The organism is Nocardia xishanensis NBRC 101358, assembly GCF_001613365.1.
In the GTDB taxonomy this organism is placed as follows: domain Bacteria; phylum Actinomycetota; class Actinomycetes; order Mycobacteriales; family Mycobacteriaceae; genus Nocardia; species Nocardia xishanensis.
This window is the reverse complement of the sequence record NZ_BDCF01000030.1, coordinates 33,181-56,153: the sequence shown is the minus strand read 5'-3', so window position 1 is coordinate 56,153 and position 22,973 is coordinate 33,181. Positions and strand designations below refer to the sequence as shown.

General features: G+C 69.2%; 24 protein-coding genes and 2 tRNA genes. 12 read left to right on the top strand and 14 right to left on the bottom strand.

Features of this window, described 5'->3' with window-relative positions:
* Positions 1 to 4: 4 nt before the first annotated feature.
* The 4 genes from NX1_RS22295 to NX1_RS22280 form a co-directional block, all read right to left on the bottom strand.
* Positions 5 to 886 (bottom strand): RNA polymerase sigma factor, encoded by an 882-nt coding sequence (locus NX1_RS22295; protein WP_245668626.1) that lies wholly within the window; start codon positions 884 to 886, stop codon positions 5 to 7.
* Positions 887 to 964: 78 nt separating this feature from the next.
* Complete coding sequence (locus tag NX1_RS22290; protein WP_068062858.1) at positions 965 to 1,837, bottom strand: haloalkane dehalogenase; 873 nt, start codon at positions 1,835 to 1,837, stop codon at positions 965 to 967.
* Positions 1,838 to 1,943: 106 nt separating this feature from the next.
* Positions 1,944 to 2,831, bottom strand: coding sequence for an RNA polymerase sigma factor (locus NX1_RS22285; RefSeq protein ID WP_068062962.1), 888 nt, complete (start codon positions 2,829 to 2,831; stop codon positions 1,944 to 1,946).
* A gap of 116 nt (positions 2,832 to 2,947) precedes the next feature.
* On the bottom strand, positions 2,948 to 3,826 hold the full coding sequence (locus tag NX1_RS22280) for a haloalkane dehalogenase (RefSeq protein ID WP_068062855.1): 879 nt from the start codon (positions 3,824 to 3,826) through the stop codon (positions 2,948 to 2,950).
* A 213-nt stretch (positions 3,827 to 4,039) separates the two neighbouring features.
* Here NX1_RS22280 and NX1_RS22275 point away from each other — a divergent pair, with 213 nt between their 5' ends.
* Positions 4,040 to 5,239, top strand: coding sequence for a winged helix-turn-helix domain-containing protein (locus NX1_RS22275; protein ID WP_068062852.1), 1,200 nt, complete (start codon positions 4,040 to 4,042; stop codon positions 5,237 to 5,239).
* Between the two features lie 43 nt (positions 5,240 to 5,282).
* Here NX1_RS22275 and NX1_RS22270 read toward each other — a convergent pair whose 3' ends face one another.
* Positions 5,283 to 5,723, bottom strand: coding sequence for a toxin-antitoxin system HicB family antitoxin (locus NX1_RS22270; RefSeq protein ID WP_068062848.1), 441 nt, complete (start codon positions 5,721 to 5,723; stop codon positions 5,283 to 5,285).
* Between the two features lie 147 nt (positions 5,724 to 5,870).
* Between NX1_RS22270 and dapA the strand changes: the two genes are divergently transcribed.
* Entirely contained in the window at positions 5,871 to 6,779 is a 909-nt protein-coding gene (gene dapA / locus NX1_RS22265) for a 4-hydroxy-tetrahydrodipicolinate synthase (RefSeq protein ID WP_068062845.1), read from the top strand.
* Positions 6,780 to 6,834: 55 nt separating this feature from the next.
* A complete protein-coding gene (locus NX1_RS22260; RefSeq protein WP_068062843.1) occupies positions 6,835 to 8,931 on the top strand; it encodes a ribonuclease J in 2,097 nt (698 codons plus the stop codon).
* A gap of 55 nt (positions 8,932 to 8,986) precedes the next feature.
* Here NX1_RS22260 and NX1_RS22255 read toward each other — a convergent pair whose 3' ends face one another.
* On the bottom strand, positions 8,987 to 9,541 hold the full coding sequence (locus NX1_RS22255; RefSeq protein ID WP_068062841.1) for a WKL family lipoprotein: 555 nt from the start codon (positions 9,539 to 9,541) through the stop codon (positions 8,987 to 8,989).
* 60 nt (positions 9,542 to 9,601) lie between these two features.
* Positions 9,602 to 9,970 carry a DUF4189 domain-containing protein gene (locus NX1_RS22250; RefSeq protein WP_084501663.1) on the bottom strand — a complete coding sequence of 123 codons (369 nt, stop codon included), beginning with the start codon at positions 9,968 to 9,970 and terminating at the stop codon, positions 9,602 to 9,604.
* Positions 9,971 to 10,134: 164 nt separating this feature from the next.
* On the opposite strand from NX1_RS22250, the gene NX1_RS22245 reads away from it, so the two are divergent.
* Positions 10,135 to 10,758 carry a TIGR03085 family metal-binding protein gene (locus tag NX1_RS22245; RefSeq protein WP_068062839.1) on the top strand — a complete coding sequence of 208 codons (624 nt, stop codon included), beginning with the start codon at positions 10,135 to 10,137 and terminating at the stop codon, positions 10,756 to 10,758.
* Positions 10,759 to 10,873: 115 nt separating this feature from the next.
* Positions 10,874 to 13,441: a DNA translocase FtsK gene (locus NX1_RS22240; protein ID WP_068062836.1), complete on the top strand. Its 2,568-nt coding sequence runs from the start codon at positions 10,874 to 10,876 to the stop codon at positions 13,439 to 13,441.
* Positions 13,442 to 13,504: 63 nt separating this feature from the next.
* Here NX1_RS22240 and NX1_RS22235 read toward each other — a convergent pair whose 3' ends face one another.
* The 4 genes from NX1_RS22235 to NX1_RS22220 form a co-directional block, all read right to left on the bottom strand.
* Complete coding sequence (locus tag NX1_RS22235; protein ID WP_068062958.1) at positions 13,505 to 14,185, bottom strand: GAP family protein; 681 nt, start codon at positions 14,183 to 14,185, stop codon at positions 13,505 to 13,507.
* 78 nt (positions 14,186 to 14,263) lie between these two features.
* Positions 14,264 to 15,088, bottom strand: coding sequence for a class I SAM-dependent methyltransferase (locus NX1_RS22230; RefSeq protein ID WP_218024168.1), 825 nt, complete (start codon positions 15,086 to 15,088; stop codon positions 14,264 to 14,266).
* A 113-nt stretch (positions 15,089 to 15,201) separates the two neighbouring features.
* A tRNA-Arg gene (locus NX1_RS22225) sits at positions 15,202 to 15,275 on the bottom strand.
* A gap of 27 nt (positions 15,276 to 15,302) precedes the next feature.
* A tRNA-Leu gene (locus NX1_RS22220) sits at positions 15,303 to 15,376 on the bottom strand.
* 575 nt (positions 15,377 to 15,951) lie between these two features.
* On the opposite strand from NX1_RS22220, the gene NX1_RS22215 reads away from it, so the two are divergent.
* Positions 15,952 to 16,941 carry a TerC family protein gene (locus tag NX1_RS22215; protein WP_068062820.1) on the top strand — a complete coding sequence of 330 codons (990 nt, stop codon included), beginning with the start codon at positions 15,952 to 15,954 and terminating at the stop codon, positions 16,939 to 16,941.
* 72 nt (positions 16,942 to 17,013) lie between these two features.
* Here NX1_RS22215 and NX1_RS22210 read toward each other — a convergent pair whose 3' ends face one another.
* Together NX1_RS22210 and NX1_RS22205 are read right to left on the bottom strand one after the other, a co-directional pair.
* Positions 17,014 to 17,298: a YciI family protein gene (locus NX1_RS22210; protein ID WP_068062817.1), complete on the bottom strand. Its 285-nt coding sequence runs from the start codon at positions 17,296 to 17,298 to the stop codon at positions 17,014 to 17,016.
* 24 nt (positions 17,299 to 17,322) lie between these two features.
* Positions 17,323 to 17,889 (bottom strand): amino-acid N-acetyltransferase, encoded by a 567-nt coding sequence (locus NX1_RS22205; RefSeq protein WP_068062815.1) that lies wholly within the window; start codon positions 17,887 to 17,889, stop codon positions 17,323 to 17,325.
* Between the two features lie 143 nt (positions 17,890 to 18,032).
* Here NX1_RS22205 and pgsA point away from each other — a divergent pair, with 143 nt between their 5' ends.
* From pgsA to NX1_RS36985, 6 genes are all read left to right on the top strand, one after another.
* Positions 18,033 to 18,713: a CDP-diacylglycerol--glycerol-3-phosphate 3-phosphatidyltransferase gene (gene pgsA / locus NX1_RS22200; protein ID WP_084501662.1), complete on the top strand. Its 681-nt coding sequence runs from the start codon at positions 18,033 to 18,035 to the stop codon at positions 18,711 to 18,713.
* Positions 18,710 to 19,201: a CinA family protein gene (locus tag NX1_RS22195; RefSeq protein ID WP_068062812.1), complete on the top strand. Its 492-nt coding sequence runs from the start codon at positions 18,710 to 18,712 to the stop codon at positions 19,199 to 19,201. The genes pgsA and NX1_RS22195 overlap by 4 nt, the downstream gene beginning before the upstream one ends.
* 141 nt (positions 19,202 to 19,342) lie before the next feature.
* Positions 19,343 to 19,801, top strand: a complete 459-nt coding sequence (locus NX1_RS22190) for a helix-turn-helix domain-containing protein (RefSeq protein WP_068062952.1) — start codon at positions 19,343 to 19,345, stop codon at positions 19,799 to 19,801.
* A 199-nt stretch (positions 19,802 to 20,000) separates the two neighbouring features.
* Complete coding sequence (pspA, locus tag NX1_RS22185; protein WP_068062809.1) at positions 20,001 to 20,828, top strand: phage shock protein PspA; 828 nt, start codon at positions 20,001 to 20,003, stop codon at positions 20,826 to 20,828.
* A 162-nt stretch (positions 20,829 to 20,990) separates the two neighbouring features.
* Entirely contained in the window at positions 20,991 to 21,881 is an 891-nt protein-coding gene (gene pspM, locus NX1_RS22180; RefSeq protein WP_084501661.1) for a phage shock envelope stress response protein PspM, read from the top strand.
* Between the two features lie 149 nt (positions 21,882 to 22,030).
* A complete protein-coding gene (locus NX1_RS36985) occupies positions 22,031 to 22,204 on the top strand; it encodes a hypothetical protein (RefSeq protein WP_169810825.1) in 174 nt (57 codons plus the stop codon).
* Positions 22,205 to 22,270: 66 nt separating this feature from the next.
* On the opposite strand, the gene NX1_RS22175 is transcribed toward NX1_RS36985, so the two are convergent.
* Positions 22,271 to 22,858 carry a peptidylprolyl isomerase gene (locus NX1_RS22175; protein WP_084501660.1) on the bottom strand — a complete coding sequence of 196 codons (588 nt, stop codon included), beginning with the start codon at positions 22,856 to 22,858 and terminating at the stop codon, positions 22,271 to 22,273.
* Positions 22,859 to 22,973: the final 115 nt, after the last annotated feature.

The window sequence follows — 22,973 nt, the reverse complement described above, 5'->3', positions numbered from 1 at the left end:
CCGGTCATTCGAGCAACGGGAAGCGGCCCGAGGTGAGCAATCCGGTGATGGCGTCGATCTTCGCTTGCGGCGCCGCGTAATCCGGGTGCGCGCGCAGCACGGCCGCGGCGTCGCGCAGCCGGTGGATCTGGGCGGCCGCTTCGGCGACGCCGCGCCCGCCCGGGCTGACCGGGTGGGCGGTGAAGGCGGGATTGTCCAGGTCGACGCGGCCGAGTGCGCGGGCCTTGCCGACGCGGCGCGGGCAGCGGCACAACGCTTTCGGCTCGACCACCCCGCAGGTCGACCGCAGAAACGTCCCGAGGCGCTGTTTGACGCGTTCGAGCCGCTTCTGGCAGGCCGCCGGGGTGGTGCCGAGGATCCAGGCGGCCTCGGCGGCCTTCAGTTCGAAGATCTCGCCGAGCACGAAGACGACGCGTTCCTCGCGGCCGAGGCATTGCAGCATCCCCTGCGTGCAGCTCAGTCGCACCTCCTCGGCCAGCAGGGCGGCCTCGGGGCCTTGGTAGTCGGCGGCGGCGAGACCGTCGGCGAGGTCCGCACGGAAATCGTCCAGGCCGATCTGTTCCTGTTCCTGCGGCGAGCGCCTGCGCAGGTTGAGCAGGTAGTTGACGCCGACGCGGTAGGCCCAGGTCAGCAGTTTGGCCTCGCCGCGCCAGGTGGACAGCCGGGTGACGACGCGCAGCAGGATCTCCTGCACGGCGTCCTCGGCATCGGGTGGGCGGCCGACCATGCGCAGCGCCAGCCGGTACAGCGGATCCTGCAGGCGGCCGATCACCTCGCGCAGCGCCGCCTGGTCACCGTCGACGGCGCGCGCGACGAGCCGTAATTCTTCCGGATCCGGGCCCGTCACAGTGGAATCGGCCGCCTCGGCTCCGGTTCCGCCGCTCACGGCGTTCCTCGCTGAACGTCGTCGGCGCACGTCGAATTCGACAGCGCTGCACAGTACATCGTCGCCTTCCTCTCTGTCCTACACCGCGGTCGGCTGTGTGGTCAGCGCGTGCCTGCGCAGCCAGTTCGCGACGGCTCGCCCGATGGCGTCGGGCTGGTCTTCCGGGCTGTGATGCGCGCCAGGCCCGACGGACTCGACCTCGACGGCGGCGAAAGTCCGCGCCGCCCAGTCGATCACCTCCGGGGAGCCGAGGCCGACCCCGGGCTCCACACGCATCAGCAGCTTGGGCACCTCGGGACTCTCCGCCATCCACCGCCCGTATTCAGCGACCCGCCGGGCGACGTCGGCGGGCTCGCCGTCGAGCGGGAATTCGCGGGCCCACGCCAGCATCGGCTTGCGCGTTTCCGGGGTCGGGTAGGGGGCGCGGTACGCGTCGAGGTCGGCCTCGGTGAGTCCGGCGATGAGCTTGGGCAGGTTGTATTCGATGAACAGATTCTGTTCCAGCACGGCCTTTTCCCCTTCCGGCGAGCGGAAGGTGCGGAACATCTCGGCCGATCCCTGCGGCAGTTCGTCCCAGCGCATCGGGCGCAGGAAGGTTTCGATCAGCGCGATGCCGCTGACCCGGCCCTGGCGGCGAGCCGCGTAATCCATCGCGAGGGCGCCGCCCCAGTCGTGGCCGACGAGGACGACCCGATCGAGGGCGAGTGCGTCGAACCACCCGTCGAGGTAGCGGGCGTGGTCGTCGAGCCGGTAGGCGATGTCCGGCTTGCCCGACGCGCCCATGCCGATCAGATCCGGCGCCAGGCACCGCGCCTGATCCTCGACGTGCGGAATCACATTGCGCCACAGGTAGGACGACGTCGGGTTGCCGTGCAGGAACACCACGGGGACCTCGCCCGATCCGGTGTCGTGGTAGTGGAGGAACGAGTCGAGAACATCGATGGTTGCCATAGGGGCGTCCTTTCCGGTGTTGTGCCCTGTCACTCCGGTTCGACACAGGTTTTCGACGCGGTCCGACAACTCCGGTGTGTGATGTGCGCCACTGCGGCGCTCCCGTTCAGGCCAGCAGCGGAAACTGCCCCGATCGCAACAGCGTCGCGATGGCGTCCATCCGTTCGCTCGGTGCTGCGTAGTCCGGATGCCCACGCAGCACCGCCGCCACGTCGTGCAGCCGGATCATCTGCTCCTCGGCTTCCAGCACTGTCCGGCCGCCGGGGCTCACCGGATGGGTGGCGTATCGCGGCGCCGCCGGGTCGACGCGGCCGAGCGCGACCGCCTTCTCGACCCGCCGCGAGCAGCGGCACGCGGCGCGCGGGTCGGCCACGCCGCACGCTGAGCCGAGGAACGCGCCGAGCCGTTTCTTCGCTCGCTCCAGTCGTTTTCGGTAGGCGGCCGGTGTGATGTCGAGAATCCACGCCGCCTCCGCGGAACCGAGTTCGAAGACCTGGCCGAGCACGAACGCGACGCGTTCCTCGCGGGCCAGGCATTGCAGCATGCCCTGGCTGCAATTGAGCCGGACCTCGCTCGACAGCAGCGCGGCCCGTGGCCCTTGGTAGTCCTCGGCGGCCAGGCCGTCGGTGAGGCCGGCGCCGAACTCCTCCAGGCTGAGCTCGCGCTGTTCCTGCGGCGACCGCGTGCGCAGGTTGATCAAGTAGTTGACGCCGATGCGGTAGGCCCAGGTGAGCAGCTTCGCCTCGCCGCGGAAGGTGGCGAGACGGGTGACCGCGCGGATCAGGATCTCCTGGGTGGCGTCCTCCGCCTCCGCGGGCCGCCCCACCATCCGCAGGGCCAGCCGATACAGCGGATCCTGCAGCATGCGAACGATTTCGGCGATCGCGTCCCGGTCGCCGTCCACCGCGCGGGCGACCAGCGCCGCCTCGGCGCGACGGACGTCCGCCGCCGCGTCCTGGCCTGGGTCGACCGCGGGGGTGTCTGCACTGCTCATCGGGCCATCTTCGGCAGCGCGCCGCCGTGCCGCAAGCGCGGAGGGGCCGTCGCGGCGGACGGGCCGGACCGGCGGACCGGCTCGGTCGTCCCGCACGCCGCCACCGACGACGGGATTCAGGCCCGCGCGACATCCGAAACCAGTGCGCGCCTGCGCAGCCATTCCGCGACCGCCGTGCCGATCTCATCCGGCCGATCCTCCGGTGCGTGATGACCGGCGGGTGGGATCGAGACCAGCTCGGCGTCGGCGAAAGTGCTTGCGGCCCATTGCACCGCCTCGGACGAGCCGAGGCCGACGCCGTTCTCCAGCGCCATGATCAGCGTCGGGATTCCCGGCGTCTCGGCCAGGTACCGGCCGTAGTTGTGCACGATGGCGACAACGTCGGCCGGTTCGCCGCCCAGCGGGAACTCCCTCGGCCACGCCAGCAGCGGCTTGCGCGCGGCGGGCGTGGGGTAGGGGGCGCGATAGACGTCGTGGTCGCGCTGCGACAGATTCGCGACGCCTTTCGGCAGGTTGAACTCGATGAACATGTTCTCCTCCAACACCATTCGTTCTCCCTCGGCACTGCGGAACTTGCGGAACAGCTCGGCGCCGAGCGGCGGCAGCTCCTCCCATTCCAGCGGGCGCAGGAAGGTCTCGATCAACGCGATGCCGCGCACCCGCCCGGGGTGGCGCGCGGCCCAGTCCATGCCCAGCGCGCCGCCCCAGTCGTGGCCGACGATGACCACTTCGTCCAGGCCGACCGCGTCGAACCAGGCATCCAGGTAGCGCGCGTGGTCGACGAAGCGGTAGTCGATGTCGGGCTTGCCCGACGCGCCCATGCCGATGAGATCGGGGGCCAGTGCCCTGGCCTGGTCGCTGACGTGCGGAATCACGTTGCGCCACAGGTAGGACGAGGTCGGGTTGCCGTGCAGGAACACCACGGGCACGGAACCCGCGCCGGTGTCGGTGTCGATGTAGGAGATGAACGAATCGAGAACGTCGACGGTGGGCACGATGCTGCTCCCTCGGGATCGTGGGTGTGGCGCGGTGGGCCACTCCCTTTGTTGCTGACACCCGTTTCGACACACCGTTCGGTCCCGCTGTGACCGGGCGATGTGTGACGCTCGACACAGCCTGTCGCCGAAGGTCGTCCCGATCTGTGGATGGGCCCCGTGTGCGGAACCTGCCGTCCGATTCGTGTCGGACCCCCGTGGCATTGTTCGGGTATGCGGAAGATGAGTGCGGCGGCCGCGCGTCGGACGGCCCTGGCCGCGCAGGGGTTCGGCAGGCGACGGCCTGCGACCGTCACCCGGCGCACGGTGGCCGAGGTGCTCGCCAGAACCCAGCTCTTGCAACTCGATTCGGTGTCGGCGGTGGTGCGCGCCCACTACGCCCCGGTGTTCAGCAGGATCGGCGCCTACGATCGCGCGCTGCTCGACGAGTTCGCCTGGAGTCACAGCGCCAAGCGGCCGCGGCGGCTCGTCGAGTACTGGGCGCACGAGGCCGCGCTCATCCCGGTGGAGGACTGGCCGCTGATGCGCTGGCGGATGGAGCGGTACCGGCACGGCCGCTGGTCCGGGATGCGCAAGGTGCTGGAACGGAATCCGACGCTGGGCAAGGACATCCTGGACGTCATCCGTGACGTCGGCGCGGCGACCGCCGGTGAGGTGGAACGGCATCTCGAGCTGGACAAGCCGCGACCGAAGGGGTCCTGGTGGAATCTCAGCGACACCAAGATGATCTGCGAACAGCTCTTCGCCGCGGGCGAGCTCTCCGTGGACAAGCGCGTCGGCTTCGCGCGGCACTACGACCTCGCCGAGCGGGTGATCCCGCCGGAAGTGTTGGCGCGCAACGTCTCCGAGGAGGATGCCGGGCTGGAGCTGGTCCGCCGCGCGGCCACCGCGCTCGGCATCGGCACCGAGACCGACCTGCGCGACTACTACCGAATGCATCGCGCCCAGACCGAGCCCGCGATCGCGGCGCTGGTGGACGCGGGCGAACTGGAAGAGGTCGAGGTCGACGGATGGGGCAAGCCCGGGTACCTGTGGTCGGCGGCGGCGACGCCGCGCCGCGTCGAGGGCGCCGCGCTGCTGTGCCCGTTCGATCCGCTCGTCTTCTTCCGGCCGCGCACCGAGCGGATCTTCGATTTCCACTACCGCATCGAGATCTACACCCCCGAGCACAAACGGGTGCACGGCTACTACGTCTTCCCCTTCCTGAAGGACGGCGAGCTGGTCGGTCGAGTCGATCTGCGCGCCGAACGCGCGAACGGATGGCTGCTGGTGCCCGGCGCGTTCGCCGAGCCCGGCCGCTGTGACGGGGAGACCGCCGCGGCGCTGCGGACGCTGTTGCGTGAGATGGCGGACTGGCTCGAACTCGACGATGTCGTGATCGGCGAACGCGGAGACCTGGCCGCGCTGCTGTGATCGCAGGGGAGGCAGCGGGCCCGATCGGGTGCGGCGACCGATGTCAGATGTCGCGCTTGGGTCCGTGGCCTCGCATCTGGTCGCGCAGCGCACCGGACACCGCGTTGGACAGCCACGAGTTCAGCGAGACCCCGCTGGCCGCGGCCGCCTCCTCGGCCTTCGCCTTCATCTGCTCGACGAGGCGCAGCGTGACCCGGCTGATGTCGCCGGTCATCTCCTCGATGGTCGGGTGCTCCTCGGTGGCGTTCTTGCGCACGTCCACGGTGGCGTCGGTGCCGTCCACCGAGACGCGCACGGTGCGGTCGGTCAATTCCGCGCTGACCTCGGCGGCCAGTTCGGAGAGGGCCGCGAGCAGCACGAGACGCGCCGACGATTCGGTCGCCGCGGCCAGGGCGGCGGCGGTGGCCTGGGTCTTCTCGTCGCCGAGCGCCGCGGCGGCCACCAGGTTCTCGCGCAGCTGAGCGGTGTACTTGTTCAAATCCATGACACCAGTGTGACGCCACTTTTGATGTCATTCAAGGAAGGAGTGATGTCTTCGTGGCGTCGGTGGGAGGTGAATCACCCGGCCGGGCAGCCGGATCGCCGGTCACGGTGTCGAGGGTGTTCCTGGGACCGGGTAGCCTTTCTGACCATGACGAACGGTGAATCGACGCCAACGGAGCTGCGCGCGTCCGGCACAGTAGGTGTCGCGATGGTGACCCCCTTCAGTGCCGACGGCAAGCTGGATGTCGATGCCGGGGTCGCGCTGGCGGCCCGTCTCGTCGACCGCGGCGTCGACCTGCTCGCGATCTCCGGTACCACCGGCGAATCGCCGACCACCACCGAGTCGGAGAAGTTCGACCTGCTGCACGCCGTTGTCGACGCCGTGGGCGATCGCGCCACCGTGATCGCGGGCGCGGGCACCTACGACACCGCCCACTCCATCGAACTCGCGCGCAACGCGCAGCGAGCGGGCGCGCACGGTCTGCTCGTGGTGACGCCCTACTACTCGCGCCCGTCGCAGGAGGGCCTGATCGCGCACTTCACCGCGGTCGCCGACGCCACCGACCTGCCGGTCACCCTCTACGACATTCCGCCACGCTCCATCATCCCAATCGGCCCCGACACGATTCGCAAGCTCGCCGAGCACCCGCGCATCGTCGCGGTGAAGGACGCCAAGGGCGACCTGAACGCGGGCGCCGAGCTCATCGCCGAAACCGGCCTCGCCTTCTACTCCGGCGACGACAGCCTGAATCTGCCCTGGCTGTCCATCGGCGCCGTCGGATTCATCAGCGTCATCGGCCATCTGGTGCCCGAGCGCCTGCGCGAACTCGTCGACGCCTACCGGGCGGGCGACGTGGCGCGGGCCCGTGACATCAATGCCCGGCTCGTCCCGTTGAACCACGCCATGGCCCGCCTCGGCGGTGTCGCGATGACCAAGGGCGGCCTGCGCCTGCTCGGCGTCGAAGTCGGCGAGCCGCGGTTGCCGCAGCTGATGCCGAACACCGAGGCGCTGGACCGGCTCGCCGTCGACCTGCGGACCGCGGGGGTGCTGGGATGAGCGACCACAGTGACCTAGTCCGAGGCGCATCCGTCACCGGAGAGGAGACATCGTCATGACGACTCCGCGCCGTCCCCGCCGCGCCGCGTCCCGCCCCGCGGGCGCCCCCGAACCGACTCCCGTCGAGCGGGAACGCACCGAAAAGCCCGCCGCCGAACCCGTCGCCGCGCAGGCCGAAACCACCGCGAAGCGCGAGACCACCGCGAAGCGCGAAGCGGCCGCTCAGCCCGAAACCACCGCGCGGGAAACCGCCGCGCAGCGGGAAACCGCCGCGCAGCGGGAAACGGTCCGCCAGGCCGAGTCCGCCCGCGCCGAGTCGGCGCGAAAGTCGGACCGCGCCAAGAAGTCGCAGCCCGCTCAGGCTCAGCAGCCCGAATCCCCGCGGCAGAACGGTCAGGGCCGCCGCGCCGGACGCGGTCGGCAAGGCCGCGGCCGCGGCGAACAGGCGCCCGCCAAACCGCCCGTGGTCGCCGCGCAGGACCGGCTCGGCGCCCCGCCGAAGCTGCCCAAGAACGGTCTGCGCGTCTTCGCGCTCGGCGGCATCGGCGAAATCGGCCGCAACATGACCGTTTTCGAATACGACGGCAAGCTGCTCATCGTCGACTGCGGCGTGCTCTTCCCCGAGGACCAGCAGCCCGGCGTCGACCTGATCCTGCCCGACTTCCGGCCCATCGAGGACCGGATGGACGATGTCGTCGCGATCGTGCTCACCCACGGGCACGAGGACCACATCGGCGCGGTGCCGTTCTTGCTGCGCATGCGCGGCGACATCCCGGTCATCGGTGCCAAGTTCACCCTCGCGCTGGTCGCGGCGAAGTGCCGCGAGCACCGGCTGCACCCTAAGCTCATGGAGGTCGTCGAGGGCGAGACCACCATCCACGGTCCGTTCGAGTGCGAGTACTTCGCGGTCAACCACTCGATCCCGGACGCGATCGCGGTCGCCATCCGAACCCCGGCGGGCGTCGCGCTGCACACCGGAGACATCAAGCTGGACCAGCTGCCGCTGGACGGACGACTCACCGACCTGGCCGGTTTCTCCCGGCTCGGTGACGAGGGCGTCGACCTGTTCCTGGTGGACTCCACCAATGCCGAGGTGCCCGGGTTCGTCACGCCGGAACGCGAGATCGGCGGCGTGCTGGACAACGTGATCGGCAAGGCGCGCAACCGGGTCATCGTGGCCTCCTTCGCCAGCCACGTGCACCGCATTCAGCAGGTCGTCGACGTGGCCCAGAAGTACGGGCGCCGTGTCTGTTTCGTCGGCCGCTCGATGGTCCGCAACATGCAGATCGCCCAGGATCTCGGCTACCTGACGGTGCCCGACGGCGTTGTCGTCGACCTCGACGTGGCCGCGACCCTGCCCGGCGACCGCCTGGTGCTCATCTCGACCGGATCGCAGGGCGAGCCGCTCTCGGCGCTGTCCAGGATGGCGCGCGGCGATCACCGGCAGATCCACATCCGCGCCGACGACCTGGTCGTACTGGCCTCCTCCTTGATCCCAGGCAACGAGAACTCGGTGTTCGCCGTGGTCAACGGGCTGGCCAGGCTGGGCGCCACGGTCATCACCCAGCAGAACGCCAAGGTGCACGTTTCCGGGCACGCCTCAGCGGGCGAGCTGCTGTACCTGTACAACGCGGTGCGCCCCACCAATGCCATGCCGGTGCACGGCGAATGGCGGCACCTGCGCGCCAACGCCGCGCTCGCGGTGGCCACCGGCGTCCCCGAGGAGCGGGTGGTGCTCGCCGAGGACGGCGTGGTGGTCGACCTGGTGGACGGCATCGCGTCGATCGTCGGCCGGGTGCCGGTCGGCCACGTCTACGTGGACGGCCTTTCCGTCGGGGATGTCGGCGAGTCCACCCTGTCGGACCGTCTGGTGCTCGGCGAAGGTGGTTTCATCTCCATCACCGTCGCCATCGACGAGACCACCGGCAAGGCCGTGAGTGCGCCGGAACTGAGCGGGCGCGGCTTCTCCGACGACCCGACCGCGCTGGCCGACGCCGCGGAACTCGTCGAGGCCGAGCTGCTGCGGCTGGCGGGTGAGGGCGTCACCGACATCCACCGCATCGCCCAGGGCGTGCGGCGGGTGGTCGGGCGCTGGGTCGCCGAGACCTACCGCCGCCGTCCGATGATCGTGCCGACTGTCATCGGCGTCTGATCCCGAATCGCGAAAAGCGCCGGAGGGCAATGCCTTCCGGCGCTTTTCACGTCTTCTACTGAGCCTGGCAGGCGGCGGAGTCCAGCTTCGCCGAGCGCACGATGTTGCAGGTGAACTGGTGGGAGACCTTCCAGTCGCTGCCTTCCGCGACGAACTCGACGAACGCGTTCTCCACCGGCTGCCCGTCGATGGTGACCTTCGCGTCGGCCTTCAGCTTGCCGTCCTTGGGTTCCTGCACATTGGTGATCTGGACGGTCACCTTGTTGCGCTTGGCCGCGTCGACCAGCTTGTCGACCAGCTGCGGATCGCGCTCGGCGTCCTGGATCCAGCTGATCTTCTCCTCGGCGCTCACCGAGGGATCGAAGGCGCGGTTGATGCGCTCGTTGAGCAGCGAAGCGGCGGGCTTGGGCAGGTTCGGCCGCGTGGTCGAGGTGGGCGCCTTGCCGTCGACGGCCTTGTCCTCGTTCTTACCTTCCTCGAACTTGCCCGCGGGCGAGGTGCTCGCGCCCGTGGTCGAGGAGGAGTCGGTGCTGGAGCTGCACGCGCCGAGCGCGAACGCCGAGGCGGTCAGCAGCACGGCGACCGCGGCCCGAATGGAGCGGTGTTTCACGATTTTCCCCTGGTGAAGTGGTGTCGCGCCGACACAGCTGACGGCGCGACGGTGTCGGATTTACAGCGAGTAGCCCGAGGTGCAGCGCCAGTCGACGACCCAGCCGCCGGAGAGGCGGCTCAGCGCCGCGGCCCGGGCCTCGGAGTAGCTCGGCCGCGCCGACGCGCTCCAGCGTGTGTCGGAGCTGGCGAGCACGCCGCAGCCGTTGGTCCAGGAGACCAGGGTGGAGCAGCCGTAACCGCAGACATCGATAGCGGCGTCCTCGGCGGCGCTGTAGCTTCCGTAGTTGTTGGCGATGCCGTAGCTACCGTCGCTCGACACGGCGATCGCGCCGTAGTAGCCGTATCCGGCCTGCGCCGGTGCCGAGGTGGCCAGCATCGAACCGACCGTTGCCACGATGACCGCGGCAGCGGTGAAGAACTTCTTCAAGGTGAATCCCTTCGAACTGAGAGGTCCACGACCCTATGGACCAGTGACAAGCTACCGAGCAACCATTCGGGAATCCAGTCGGCGCATTCCATTTCGGTGTCGCACGGGTCCAGACGACCGGCCGGGCTCCCAAGCGACCTTCCGGTATCGGTTATGGTCGGCACGTGAGCATGGCACAACGGGAACGTCGAGCGCTGGTGGCCGCGATGTCGTCGGCCGGTCCCGATGCACCGACCCTTTGCGGCGGGTGGACCGTGCGAGACTTGGCGGCGCACTTGATCGTTCGGGAACGCCGCCCCGACGCCGCGCCCGGCATCCTGCTGAAGCCGTTCGCCGGCTACCTCGAGTCGGTGCAGGACCGCGTGGCGCGCAAGCCCTTTCCCGAGCTGCTGGACCTGGTGCGGACCGGCCCGCCCTGGTGGTCGCCGCTGAAGCCGGTGGACGCGGTGGTCAATCTGAGCGAGATGTTCGTGCACCACGAGGATGTGCGCCGCGCCGGATCGGACTGGCAGCCGCGCGAACTCTCCGACGCCGACGAGTCCCAGTTGTGGAACGTGGCGCGACGGGTCGGCAAGATGGCCTACCGCGCCGCCCCCGTGCCGGTGGTGCTGGCGACGCCCGATGGCCGCCGTGCGGAAGTGAGGTCGGCCGAGGGCGCCGCGGTGACGCTCACCGGTAAGCCTTCCGAACTGGTGCTGCACGCGTTCGGCCGCGACAAGGTGCGCATCGAGACCACGGGCGACGAGGACGCCGTGCGCGCGGTGCTGGAACTCGACCGCTCGTTCTGAACCGCCCGTATCCATCGCTCGAGCGGGGCGTTCGGCTGTGATCCGCCGCGCTCGAGGCGGGCGATACGGGTGTTGCGGATGGTCTGGATGGGGCGTTTGCGGCTAGCCTGGGTCCATGGCAGGTAAGTCCCGCAGCACCACGACACCTCGTGCGCGGGCGGGATCGGCCCGGGGGAGGACCACCACGGCGCGGTCTCGTTCCACCACACCCCGGGGTGGTTCCGCTCCGCGCGGGCGCGCCACACCGGCCCGCAGACCCGTGCGCCGCACGTCCGACACCGCGCCGCTCGCGGTCATCAGCCGGGGCATCACCAGCGGTTGGAACATGCTGGCCCGTGGGCTCGGCGCGACCACGCGCACGCTCAGCCGGGCGGGCGAGATCGAACACGGACACCGCCGCGACGGCATCGCGCTCGCGCTGATCGCGCTCAGCGGCGTGATCGCGGCCGCGGTATGGCTCTCGGCGGGCGGCCCGATCGGGCACTGGGTGGAGGAGGCGATCCGGGCGGTGTCCGGGTCCGCCTCGGCCGCACTGCCGTTCGTCGCGACCGGCATCGCGATCACCCTCATGCGCACCGAACCGCACCCGGAGATCCGACCTCGGCTGGTGCTGGGCGGGCTCTTGGTCGGTCTGCCGCTGTTGGGCATCTGGCACCTCGCCGCGGGGGCGCCCGGCGACGCGCACGGCCGTTCGCACGCCGCCGGTTTCGTCGGGTATGTCATCGGTGGGCCGTTGGCGAGCGGGCTCACCGCCTGGCTGGCGGTGCCGATCCTGTTGCTCGCCATCGTCTTCGGCGTGCTGCTGCTGACCGGGACCACGGTCAGGGAGGTCCCGCAGCGGCTGCGCGAATACTTCGGCACCGCGGCGGGCGGCGACGAATACGGCGACCTCGAGCCGGAACGCGACTACACCCCCGCCGACTACGACGCCGACGGATTCCCCGTGCGCCGCACCGCATCCCGGCGTCGCGGCCGCACCCCCGCCGAGAACTATCCGCCCGACGAGTTCGCTGGATCCGACGCGGTCACCGAAGCGCTGGGCGAGCCGCCACTGCGCGACGCCAAACCGATCGCCACCGAGCCGCCGCCGGAACCGCCCAAGCCCAAGAAGCGCGCGGCGCCGAAGGTGCAGGACCAGACCCCACCGCCACCCAAGGATCCCGAGTTCGTCGCCGACCGGGTGATCGAGGGCGACTACACGCTGCCGCCGCTGACGCTGCTCACCGACGGCGAACCGCCCAAGAAGCGCAGCGCCGCCAACGAATCGATGATCGAGGCGATCACCGAGGTGCTGGTGCAGTTCAAGATCGACGCGGCGGTCACCGGGTTCGTGCGCGGCCCGACGGTCACCCGGTACGAGGTGGAGCTCGGCCCCGGCGTGAAGGTGGAGAAGATCACCGCGCTGGCACGCAACATCGCCTACGCTGTCGCCACCGAGAACGTCCGGCTGCTCGCGCCGATCCCGGGCAAGTCCGCCGTCGGCATCGAGGTGCCCAACTCCGACCGCGAACTGGTGCGGCTGGCCGACGTGCTGAAAGCGCCGTCCACCCGGAACGACCACCATCCGTTGGTGATCGGCCTCGGCAAGAACATCGAGGGCGAGTTCGTCTCGGCGAACCTGGCCAAGATGCCGCACCTGCTGGTCGCGGGCTCCACCGGTTCCGGTAAGTCCAGCTTCGTCAACTCGATGCTGGTGTCGCTGCTGCAACGCGCCACACCGGACGAGGTCAGGATGATCCTGATCGACCCCAAGATGGTCGAGCTCACCCCGTACGAGGGCATTCCGCACCTGATCACGCCCATCATCACCCAGCCGAAGAAGGCCGCCGCCGCGCTGGCCTGGCTGGTGGAGGAGATGGAGCAGCGCTACCAGGACATGCAGGCCAACAAGGTGCGCCACATCGACGACTTCAACAAGAAGGTGAAGTCCGGCGCGATCACCGCGCCGCTGGGCAGCGAGCGGGTGTACCGGCCCTACCCGTACATCCTCGCCATAGTCGACGAGCTCGCCGATCTGATGATGACGGCGCCGCGCGACGTGGAGGACGCGATCGTCCGCATCACCCAGAAAGCCCGCGCCGCGGGCATCCACCTGGTGCTGGCGACGCAGCGTCCGTCGGTGGACGTGGTCACCGGTCTGATCAAGACCAACGTGCCGTCCCGCCTCGCGTTCGCGACCTCCTCGCTCACCGACTCCCGGGTCATCCTGGACCAGCCGGGCGCCGAGAAACTGATCGGCATGGGCGACGGCCTGTTCCTGCCGATGGGTGCGGGCAAACCCACCCGTCTGCAGGGCGCGTTCATCAGCGACGAGGAAATCCACGGCATCGTCGACTTCGTCAAGAACCAGGCCGAACCCGAGTACCAGGAGGGCGTCACCGCCGCCAAGGCCGGGGAGAAGAAAGACGTCGACCCAGATATCGGCGACGACCTCGACGTGCTGCTGCAAGCGATCGAACTGGTCGTCACCTCCCAGTTCGGCTCCACGTCCATGCTCCAGCGCAAGCTGCGCGTCGGTTTCGCCAAGGCGGGCCGCCTGATGGATCTCATGGAGACCCGCGGCGTCGTCGGTCCCAGCGAAGGGTCGAAGGCCCGCGACGTGCTCGTCAAGCCCGACGAGCTGGAAGGGCTGCTGTGGTCGATCCGCGGCGGCGGACCGGAGCCGGACGACGCCGCAGAGTAGGCGGACCTTCGTCCCGGTCGCGCGAGATCCGAAGACGGTCTCCGCTCCGGTCGCGCCCGCCGGTCACCACAGGTGCGCGTGGTGGATCATCGCGTCGGTGATCAGGGCGGCGCCCAAGAGCCCGAAGATGATTCGCACCGAGAGCGGGCCGTACTCGGTGAGGACGCGCACGATCGTCCGGTAGATGCGACGGGCACGCGCGCTGCCGCGGGTGGACAGCGCGAGAATCAACAGCGGCGGGAGCAGCGCGACCGCGCAGTAGGAGACGATGATCAGCGGCCACAGCGTAGGCAGCGGATCGTGCGCCGACAGCATGGCGAGGCCCGCGAGATACGGCACCGCCGTAGGCGCCTGCGCGAATCCGATCGCGACACCGACCAGCGCCAGCACCCAGGGGCGTCGCCGGGCCTTGGTCGCCCACGCGGGCGGGTCGCGGCGCGCGCCGGAAGGCAACACGGAGAACAGCAGCAGGAGGAGGCCGACCGCCAGCTCGCCCCAGTAGCGGATCGTCGGCGTCAGTTCGAAGCCGATCAGCGAGGTGAGCCAGTTGATGCCGAGCACGGCGCAGATCCCGAACGTGGTGGTCATCGCGAAGACGCCCGCGACGAAACTCAGACCGCCGGGAAGTGGTGACCGCCGCGCGAGTTTGCTGTCGTACACGATCGCGACCGTGACGCCGACGAGCAGCAGATCGAGCGAATCGAGGAAGGCGAAGCCGGTCAGCGCCAAGAGCAGAGTCACCATGACCACACCGAACTTACGCGAGCCCCGGCCCGCCCCGATCGTCCGGCGTGCCCCGGATCCGCTCTCGAGCGGTGGCCGTCACTCCTTGCGGGCTCGCAGGGTGTAGCTGAGCGGGACGCGTTCGGGATGCTCGATCAGCCGCCACTCCTCGTGTTCGTCGCAGCTCATCCTGCCCGGCAAGGCATTCCACGGGACGCTGCGGTGTTCGGTGAGCCCGGTGAGGGTGAGACCGTTGGCCAGCAGCGCCGAGATCATCTCGCCGAGGCCGTGATTCCACTCGTGGGTGACGGTCGGATCGAGACGGCCGTCGATCTCGACGTAGGTGGAGTCGTTGGAGAACACCATCGGCTCGGGCGTCTCGAAATACGAGTAGCCGATCGTCAATCGGTCGGTGACGTCTTCGTCGAGGGCCAATAGCACCGGATGGGCTTCGCGCAGGAACAGCCGCCCGCCGGGGCGCAGCAGCGCGGCCACGGTCCGTGCCCAGCGGTCGACGCTCGGCAGCCAGCACAGCGCGCCGATTCCGGTGAACACCAAATCGAACCGTTCCGCGCCGAGCGCCGAGACCGCGTCGTACACATCGGCTTCGACGAAATGGACGTCGGCGCCCGTCTTGTGCGCCAGCGATCGAGCCTGCGCCAGCGAAGCCGGGCTGAAGTCGAGTCCGGTCATCCGAGCGCCCAGTCGCGCCAGCGAGATCGTGTCGGTACCGATGTGACACTGCAAATGCACGCCGCGCAGCCCGCGTACGTCACCGAGCATCGGCAGGTCGAAACGCACTGTCGGACTCAGGAACTCCGGTTCGGCGAGAAACCGCGACACCCGATAGCCCGGCGACGCGGCGTGCAGCGGCGCTCGCTGATCCCAGGTGGCCCGATTCAGGGTGCGGTAGTCCTCGGTCACGATCATCGACTGTGACACGCCTGTCTGCTTGTCGCACGCGAATATTCGGGCCTGATCCGGCCCGCCGGACCGCGGCGCATCCGCCATGGTTGCCGTACGTCACACTTCATCGGCGCGCTTGGGAGGACTCGAACCTCCAACCTCCCGCTTCGTAGGCGGGCGCTCTGTCCCATTGAGCTACAAACGCTCGTCCGCGCAGATTCGCGCGAACCTGTTCCCTCGGCGAGATTCGAACTCGCAACTCCCGGCTCCTAATGCCGGCGCCTCTGCCAGTTGGGCTACGAGGGAGTGCGGCCTTGCGGCCGAAAGTTCGTGGCGGCTGACAGTCGAGCCGCGTCCGCGTACGAAAAAGGGTCATTCCCAGGCCGATTGCCGCGGAATGACCCCGTGTGAGGGTTCTCGAACGTCGAGAACTCAGGGGCCGCTCCGGACGCGCGTCCAGGGGGAGTCGACTAGGCACGTGGTGCGCAGGGCGTTCGGGCGCGCGGCGGCGTCGAGCGACCACTGTCGCTGCTGCCGGATCCGCGCTGTCATCGCCGGTGCCTTTCGGTTCGTGGGTGGGGAAGCGGTTCCCCCGACGCCCCGGTTGGAGCGGTCGTACTTCGTCCTCGAACGCTAACACCCGAATCGGCCGGGCGACACTGGTTTTCCCTACCCGGTTGTTATGTCCGATTTTTCCGGCGCCGCAATGTGCGCGCAATCACCCAGATGCGGACTTTCCGGCGTCCGACGTGTGCTCTTTTGCTCGGCGAGCGGTTTACCGGAGTGTGACAGGATGGTCGGCAACCAACCCGCTAGCCGACAAGAACGGACAAATCGGGCATGATGGCCGTCATGACTACCGCCTCCGATCGGGCCGCAGCATGCAGGTGACCGCACTCGAATGGGGGATCACCGTCGCGGTGATCCTCGGCTTGTTCGTCTTCGACTTCTTCGCCCACGTGCGAACCCCGCACGAACCGACATTCCGCGAATCGGCCTTCTGGTCGGCGGTCTACATCAGCATCGCCTTGGCCTTCGGCGGGTTCGTCGCCTGGCGGTGGGGCTCGACCTTCGGCGGGGAGTACTACGCCGGTTTCGTCACCGAGAAGGCGCTCTCGGTGGACAACCTGTTCGTCTTCCTGATCATCATGACCACCTTCGCCGTGCCACGGATCTACCAGCAGAAGGTGCTGCTCATCGGCATTGTGCTCGCGCTCGCCATGCGCGGTGCGTTCATCGCGGTCGGCGCCGCCGCGATCAGCGCGTTCAGCTGGGTCTTCTACCTGTTCGGCGCCTTCCTGATCTACACCGCCGTCAAGCTGCTGCGCGAGAGCGGCCACGAGGTGGAGGCCGAGGAGAAACGCGACAGCCGCATCGTCGCGCTGGCCAAGCGGGTGCTGCCGACCACCGACGAGTACGACGGCGACAAGCTCCTCACCCGGGTCGGCGGCCGCTTGGCGGTGACCCCGCTGCTGCTCGCGCTGCTCGCCATCGGCTTCGCGGATCTGCTGTTCGCGCTGGATTCCATTCCCGCGATCTACGGCCTCACCGAGGAGCCGTACCTGGTGTTCACCGCCAACGCGTTCGCGCTCATGGGCCTGCGCCAGCTGTACTTCCTGATCGGCGGCCTGCTGGACCGGCTGGTGTACCTGTCCTACGGCTTGGCCGCGATCCTGGCGTTCATCGGCGTCAAGCTGGTGCTGCACGCGCTGCACGAGAACACGCTGCCGTTCGTCAACGGCGGTGAGCACGTCAGCGTGCCGGAGATATCGACCCCGGTCTCGCTGGGCGTCATCATCGGCGTGCTCGTCGTCGCCACCGTCGCGAGCCTGATCAAGACCCGGGGCACGGCTCCGCAGGACGCACGGTAGGCGCACCGGGCCTCGAGGCCTGACGAAGAGCCCCGCACCCACTCGACAGGGTGCGGGGCTCGCTTCGTTCGATCAGGCGGAGAAAGCGCCCATCACCGGTTGCCACTCCACCGCGCGCACCGCGTCGATGAGCCCTTCCCTCGCGAAGGGGTCCTGCGCGAGCAGATCCTTCAGCGTCGCCTCGTCCTCGGCGCGGAAGATCAGCAACGCGCCCGACCCGTCCGGGTACGGTCCGCTGGACAGCAGCGTTCCCGCGTCGACCAGCCCGGACAACCACCCGCGGTGCTCGGGCCGGTGGGTGTCGCGGCCGGGAACGGTGGCCTCGGAATAGGTGTAGTGGACGGCGAAGATCGGCACGGTATATCGCTTTCTTTCGGCGCTTCAGAGGGTCAGCAGCATGCGGGTGTTGCCGAGAGTGTTCGGCTTCACATAACTCAAGTCGAGGAACTCGGCCACGCCGGTGTCGTAGGACCGGCACATCTCGGCGTAGACCTCGGCGGTCACCGGGGTGCCGTCGATCTCCACGAAGCCGTGCCTGCCGAAGAACTCCACCTCGAAGGTCAGCACGAACAGCCTGCGCAGTTCCAGTTCCCTGGCCACCGCGATGAGCCGCTGCACGATGAGCTTGCCCACTCCGGTGCCCTTGGCATCGGGGTGCACCGCGACGGTGCGCACCTCGCCGAGATCGGCCCACAACACGTGCAGCGCGCCACAGCCGACCACCCGGCCGCCGACCTCGGCGACCCAGAACTCCTGCACCGATTCGTACAGGGTGACCAGGTTCTTCTCCAGCAGAATGCGGCCCGCGTAGACGTCGACGAGGCGTTTGATCTCCGGGACGTCCGAGGTTCGGGCGCGTCGCACGATCGGTCCCGAGCCGGGCGCGGCGGAGGCCGCGCTGGGATGCGCGTCGCTGGTCGAACCACCTAGTGGTCCCCGAGAGGTCATGGGGTGCACAGTAGTCGGCGCGCTTACCGATAGTCTGGACATGTGCCGCACATCCTGTCGTTCCGCTCACCGCATCGCGCCGGGGTAGCGCAACCGGATGGAGACGTGGCCGTCTTCGGATCGGGCGCCCGCGAGGCGAGGGCATGAGCGTGCAGCCCGAAGAGATCGATCGTCGCTGGCCCGACGCGGCGGTGCTGCGCCCGGGAACGGAGCGCTCGGGGCCCGGTCTCACGGCAGCCCCGGCCGACACCGCCGTGCCGCTGATGAACATCGCGAACGTGCTGACCATGGCGCGCATCGCCATCGTTCCGCTGTTCGTCGCGGCGTTGTTCGCAGGCGGCGGCCACCAGACCGGATGGCGGATCGCCGCCGCCGCGCTGTTCGCGCTGGCCGCCATCACCGACCGCTTCGACGGGCAGCTGGCGCGCAAGTACGGGCTGGTCACCGATTTCGGCAAACTGGCCGACCCGATCGCCGACAAGGCGTTGATCGGCGCGGCCCTGATCGGGCTTTCCATACTCGGCGACCTGGCCTGGTGGATCACCCTGGTGATCTGCGGACGCGAACTCGGCGTCACGCTGTTGCGACTGCTGGTGGTGCGGCGGGGAGTGATCCCCGCCGGGCGCGGCGGCAAGCTGAAGACGCTGGTGCAGTCGCTGGCGATCGGGGTGCTGCTGTTGCCGCTGTCCGGCGGCTTCGAGGTCGCGGGCATGGCGCTGATGTATCTGGCGGTGGTGCTGACGGTCGTCACGGGCCTGGACTACGTCGGGCAGGCCGCGCGGGTGTGGTTCGCGGGCAGCCCCGGCCGGACGCGCGGAGCATGACCGATCCGCTGACCGCGTCGGTACCCGCCGACGAGCTGGTGCGCGCCCTGGTGGCGGCCCGCCAAACCGTGGCCACCGCCGAATCGCTCACCGCCGGGCTGGTCGCCGCGGCCATCGCCGGGGTGCCCGGCGCGAGCGCGGTGCTGCGCGGCGGACTGGTGGTGTACGCCACCGACCTCAAGAGCAGCCTGGCCGGTGTCAGCGCGGACCTGCTCGCCGCCGAGGGACCGGTGGCGGCGAGCACCGCCGAGCAGCTGGCCGTCGGCGCGCGCACCCGCTGCGGCGCCGACTGGGGGATCGGCCTGACCGGCGTCGCGGGCCCCGACGGCCAGGACGGGCACGCGGTCGGCACCGTCTTCCTCGGGCTGTCCAGCCCGTGGCATACCGAGGTGATGCGGTTGCAACTGTCCGGCGACCGGTGGACCATCAGACTCACCGCGACCGAGAACGCGGTGCGGGAGCTGCTTCGGTGTGTTCAGGGCGACTGAGCGCGTCGCGCGAGTAATCGCCCGACGAGTTCGCCCGCCGGGAACCAATGGGCCGCCCCGGGACGTTGTGCCAGAAAGAACGGTGCGCGCCAGGGCGACTGCGCGAAGCGGCGCCCGGTGTTCGGAGCGAAGGAGATCGAGATGACGCTGCTGCGAGAGGCGATCGGGGACAGTCTGCGGCGTGCACGTCTTGCCCAGCACCGGACCTTGCGTGAAGTGTCCACCTCGGCGCGCGTGAGCCTGGGGTATCTCTCGGAGGTCGAGCGGGGTCGCAAGGAGGCGTCGAGCGAGCTGCTCGCCGCGATATGCGCCGCACTCGACGTGCCATTGTCACGGGTCTTATGGGATGTGAGCACGATCATGGCCGGCGTCGACGGTGTTCCGGCCGGCGAGGCCGCGCAGGCCGCAGCGACCCCCGCGGGAGAGGCCGAGCAGACGGCCGCCGCCGCGGAATCCGCCGAGGTCGCCCCGGCACAGGAGCCCGCGATGGCTCCGGCGTCCGCGAGCATGTCGGCTGTCCGGCCGCAGATCGCCGAGGACACCCGAATCGTGATTCCGGCGCCGAAGGCCGACATGCTGGTCCTGGTGAAGAGCAACTGACAACAGAAGACCGGACGCCCAGCCGCGGGCAACGCTGCGGGCCGACGCCGAAAACGGATAGATTCTGTAGTAGGCGTCGGTTGGGCCGGGTCGCCCCGGTCCAGGTGCCGCATGGTGGAGGATAGGCACAAGCGGGTGCACGAGGGTCGTGTACCCGGGCCGCGTCAAGCGGTACATCAGATGGAGGCGGGATCAATCGATGGCTAATCCGTTCGTCAAGGCCTGGAAATACATGATGGCCCTCTTCGATTCCAAGATCGAGGAGCACGCGGATCCGAAGGTGCAGATTCAGCAGGCTATCGAGGAAGCTCAGCGCCAGCACCAGGCCCTCTCGCAGCAGGCCGCTTCGGTCATCGGCAACCAGCGTCAGCTGGAGATGAAGCTGAACCGTCAGCTCGACGAGGTCGAGAAGCTCAACGCCAACGCGCGCCAGGCCGTCCTGCTCGCCGACCAGGCCACCGCCGCGGGCGACACCGAGAAGGCGATCCAGTACACCAACGCCGCCGAGGCGTTCGCCGCCCAGCTGGTCACCGCCGAGCAGTCCGTCGAGGACCTCAAGGTGCTGCACGACCAGTCGCTGCAGGCCGCCGCGCAGGCCAAGAAGGCGGTCGAGCAGAACGCGATGTTGTTGCAGCAGAAGGTCGCCGAGCGCACCAAGCTGCTCAGCCAGCTGGAGCAGGCCAAGATGCAGGAGCAGGTCTCCGCGTCGCTGCAGCAGATGGACTCGACGCTGTCGGCTCCCGGCACCACCCCGAGCCTGGACGCGGTCCGCGAGAAGATCGAGCGCCGCTACGCCAACGCGCTCGGCGCCGCGGAACTCGCGCAGAACTCGGTGCAGGGCCGCATGCTCGAGGTGCAGCAGGCCAGCATTCAGATGGCGGGCCACAGCAAGCTCGAGCAGATCCGCGCCTCCATGCGCGGCGACGCGCTGCCCGCGGGCGGCGGCCAGCCCGCCATCAATGCCGATCGGACGCAGGCGAATCCGGCGCAGCCGCAGATGAACAAGGGCCAGGCCGCCCAGCAGTAACGGCTCGATGCAGGCAAGGACCGGTGCGGTGAAGGACGCGGGCACGCGCGAGACCGTGCAGCGCCGAGGGGCGTCCTCGGCACGCCCCGCGGACGCGGCGCGCCCTCGTCGACCCGCGCGGGTCCCGACTGTCATCCGGCTCGAACGGTGTGAGGAAAGCGCATGAGTCGCAAGCGAATTCCCCTGAAGACCGGCGTTCCGGCGGCGCCTGCGCAGTCCCCGTTCGGCGTGCCGCAGGCTGTGTCGAACATGGGGCCGGACACGCTGCGCGACATGGGCGAACACGCGCTCGTCGCGGTGCGCCGCTGGGCCGACCCGCGCGAGCGGGAACTTCGTAAGCGCCGCCGCGCCCGGCGGCGCAGCTATCAGCTCGGTACCGTCTCCGGGCTGACGACCGTGGGCGCCGTCGGTCTCGTCGTCGTCTCCGCGCCCGCCTGGGCGGTGGTCGTGCTCGGCGGCGGCGCGGTCGCGTTCGTGACCGGGACCGCGCTCAGCGCGCGGCGCTATCTGCGGCTGCGCCGATCCCCGTTGCCGCAGGCCGCTTTCCTGCCGCGCAAACAGCCGCCGATGCGCTCGGCCGCCCGCGTCCCGATCGCCCGGCTGGTGCAGGCCGAACGGGCGATGCACGGGCTCGCCGTGCAGATCGCCGCTTCGCACCGGTTGCCCGCCGAGGAGTTCACCGAAATGGTCGAAACGGCCGCATCGGGAGCCGCCGCGCTGCACGCCCTCGCCGCCGACATCGTCCAGCTGGAGCGCGCCGCCGCCGTGGTCGGGCGGACCAATCCCGAGGCGACCGCCTCCCTCACCGACAATCTGCGATTCGCGCTGACCAGGCTGGAATCAGGTATCGCCGAATACGAGCTGGTCGTCGCGGCCGCGAGCCGCGTTCTCGCGGTGCCCGAAACCGCCGTCGTGGCACACCGATTCGACGGCATCGTCGCGGAATTGCGGCACGCTGCGGATCGTCTCGACGGCTGGGCGCAGGCGCTGACCGAGGTCGCCGACCGTCCCACCATCGCGGTCTCCCCGCCGCCGCCCGGTCTGCCTCGATAGCCTCCTGGCGCCCCCCGAATACTCGGGGTGAACCCTGATTTGTACCCGGATATCGCCGCTGACCTGGTGATTTCTCGTGCTTGGGCTGCCAGCATGGAGATATCGGATCGCCGGACGGCGATTCGGAAGAGACCTCATGGAGGCTGGAAATGCTGTGGAAGATCATCGGTGTCGTCGCGGTCGTCTGGATCGCGCTCGCCATCATCGGTGCGCTGATCAAAGGGCTGTTCCCGATTCTGGTGATCAGCGCGGTCGTGTTCGGCCTGTACCTGCTGTACAAGGCGGTGTCCGGATCGGACAACTCGACGGTCAGCAAGCTGTAGCACGAAAAGCGAACGGGCCGTGCGTCATCCGGAAGGACGACGCACGGCCCGCTGTCGTTTACGCGGTCAGAGCTGTCCGCTGTTGTCGATCACGACCTTGCGGCCCGGCGTGCCGGAAGGCGAGCCGACCTGCTCGATCGCGTGCACCACGTCCATGCCCTCGACGACGGAGCCGAACACGACATGCTTGCCGTCCAGCCACGGGGTGTCCGTCATGGTGATGAAGAACTGCGAGCCGTTGGTGCCCGGCCCGCGGTTCGCCATGCTGACCGTGCCGGGAGTGGCGTGGGTCAGCTGGAAGTTCTCGTCGCGGAACGCCGGACCGTAGATGCTCTTGCCGCCGGTGCCGTCACCGTTGGTGAAATCGCCGCCCTGCGCCATGAAGCCGGGGATCACGCGGTGGAAAGTCGAACCCTTGTAACCGAAGCCCTGTTCGCCGGTGGCCAGCGCGCGGAAGTTCTCCGCGGTCTCCGGCACCACGTCCGAACGCAGCTCGATGACGATGCGGCCGGTGGGGATGCCGGCCACGGACACATCCAAGAACACGCGGGGTAGCGGGTCGGCTTTGGCGGGGGCCGCGGTCAGCGGCCCGGGGCTGATGAGTGCGATGAGCGCAAGACCGAGGACGGCGGCGGCGCGTGTGAGCTTCGTCATGGCCACAGTGTCTACAGCAGTGCAGGCCGAGCCGGCCACCCGGACCCGGTTCCTGGCCGTTTTCGGGCGCGGTTGCGCGTTTGCGCCGGTGCGGATCTCGGGTGTTTCAATGGGT